This window comes from Streptomyces apocyni (assembly GCF_009739465.1).
GTDB classification, from domain to species: Bacteria; Actinomycetota; Actinomycetes; order Streptomycetales; family Streptomycetaceae; genus Streptomyces; species Streptomyces apocyni.
The window spans coordinates 1-2,425 of sequence record NZ_WHOM01000047.1 but is presented as its reverse complement, the minus strand read 5'-3'; the positions used below and the strand labels follow the sequence as shown (position 1 = coordinate 2,425).

Genomic DNA, 2,425 nt, shown 5'->3' with positions numbered 1-2,425 from the left:
TGTATTCGGTGCGGTCGAGCCCGTCGCCTGAGGTGATCACCTCGCGCAGTGGCCGCTTCAGGTGCGGGTCGAGTGCGGCGCATGCCGCGTCGAGGGCCTCAGCGAACACCGGGAAGGCCGCGTACAGCTCCTGGCCCATCCCGACGCGCTGCGCACCCTGCCCGGTGAACAGGAAGGCCGTACCGCCCGTAGTGCGGGCCGCGGTGCCGACGCCGGGGTGCGGGGTTCCCGTCGCCAGTGCGCGTACCCCGTCCAGCAGTCCGTCCCGGTCGCGGCCGGTCACCACGGCCCGGTAGTCGAACGTCGTTCGGTCCGTGGCCAGGGAGAACGCTACGTCGAGCGGGTCGAGGTCGGGGTGCTCGTCGACGTACGAGAGGAGTCGCTCGGCCTGGGCGGTGACGGCTTCGGCGGACTTTCCGGAGAGCACCCACGGCAGCACCGGAAGCGAGCGCGACTCCTGCGATTCGTGAGTCTCTCGCGGCTCCTCGGACTCAGCGGCGGAAGCCGGGGCCTCGATGATGACGTGGGCGTTGGTGCCGCTGATGCCGAAGGAGGAGACACCCGCGCGGCGCGGGCGGCCGTCTGTCTCCCACGGCAGCTGCTCGGTGAGCAGCTCGACCGCGCCCGCCTCCCAGTCGACGTGCCCAGTGGGCTCGTCCACATGCAGGGTCCTGGGCAGCACGCCGTGCCGCATCGACTCGATGACCTTGATGATGCTGCCGACTCCGGCCGCGGCCTGGCTGTGCCCGATGTTGGACTTGAGTGAGCCGAGGTAGAGCGGGCGACCTTCCGGGCGCCCCTGGCCGTACGTGGCGAGGAGGGCCTGTGCCTCGATGGGGTCGCCCAGCCGGGTGCCGGTGCCGTGTGCCTCGACGGCGTCGACGTCGGCGGTGGTGAGCTTCGCGTTGGCCAGAGCCTGGCGGATCACCCGCTCTTGGGACGGGCCGTTGGGCGCGGTGAGGCCGTTGCTCGCGCCGTCCTGGTTGATGGCCGAACCGCGCACGACAGCGAGGATGTTGTGCCCGTTGCGCTGGGCGTCCGAGAGCCGTTCGACGAGCAGCAGCCCGACGCCCTCGCTCCAGCCGGTCCCGTCCGCGGCCGCCGCGAACGGCTTGCAGCGGCCGTCCGGGGCGAGCCCCCGCTGCCGCGAGAACTCCACGAACGACGTCGGCGACGCCATCACCGTGACACCACCTGCGAGGGCGAGATCGCACTCGCCCGAGCGCAGGGCGTTCGCGGCCAGGTGCAGCGCCACCAGCGACGACGAACACGCCGTGTCCACGGTGACCGCGGGCCCCTCGAGGCCCAGGGTGTACGAGACCCGGCCTGAGGCGACACTGCCCGCGTTCCCACTGGCCAGGTAGCCCTCCAGGTCGTCAGGCGCGGCCCCCGCCAGCTGGGTGCCGTAGTCGTGGTACATCACGCCGGTGAAGACGCCGGTACGGCTGCCGCGCACGGCGGCGGGCAGTACTCCGGCGTGCTCCAGCGTCTCCCACGCGGTCTCCAGGAGCAGCCGCTGCTGCGGATCGGTGGCCAGCGCCTCACGCGGCGCCATCCCGAAGAACTCCGGGTCGAACTGGTCCGCGTCGTGCAGGAACCCGCCCTCCCGGGCATAGCTGGTCCCGGTGTGGTCCGGGTCCGGGTCGTACAGCCTGTCCAGATCCCAGCCTCGGTTGGACGGGAACTCGCTGACCGCGTCGGCCCCTTCGGACACCAGGCGCCACAGATCCTCGGGCGAGCGCACCCCGCCGGGGTAGCGGCAGGCCATGCCGACGATCGCGATCGGCTCCAGCGACGTCGCGTCGGCACGCGCCGCGACCGGCGCGAATTCCCTTTCCTGGCCCCCGAGTTCGGATGCGAGATGCGTGGCGAGTGCGGTGGGGTTGGGGTGGTCGAAGATGAGGGTGGTGGGTAGGCGGAGGCCGGTGGTGTTGTTGAGTTGGTTGCGGAGTTCGACGGCGGTGAGGGAGTCGAATCCGAGTTCTTGGAAGGCGCGTTGTGCGTCGATGGTGCTGGGGTCGCTGTGACCGAGCACTGCGGCGACCTGGGTCCGTACGAGATCGGTCAGCGTCCGCTCCCGCTCGTCCCGGGAGAGACCGCCGAGCCGCTCGGCCAGCGAGGAGCCGCCACTCTGCGCGGAACTGGCCCGTCGCGGCGCTTTCGGGGCCAGGCCACGCAGGAGCGGGTGCGGCTGGGTGTCCTGGGCGCGTAGGGCGGCGGTGTCGAGGCGGGAGACGGCCAGGACGGGTTCGCCCGTGGTCGTGGCGGCGTCGAACAGGTCGAGGGCTTCGGCGGTCGACAGCGGCAGCAGACCGAGGCGCTGGATGCGCTGGAGGTCGGCCTCTTCGAGTTGTCCGCTGATGGTGCTGGTCTGGTTCCAGAGTCCCCAGGCGAGGGATTGGGCGGGCAGGCCTTGGGCGTGGCG

General features: G+C 71.6%; 1 protein-coding gene. It reads right to left on the bottom strand.

What is annotated here, in order from left to right:
• Nucleotides 1–2,425 (bottom strand): type I polyketide synthase (locus GCN81_RS12510; protein ID WP_156724637.1); only part of this gene is annotated, 2,425 nt, incomplete at both ends.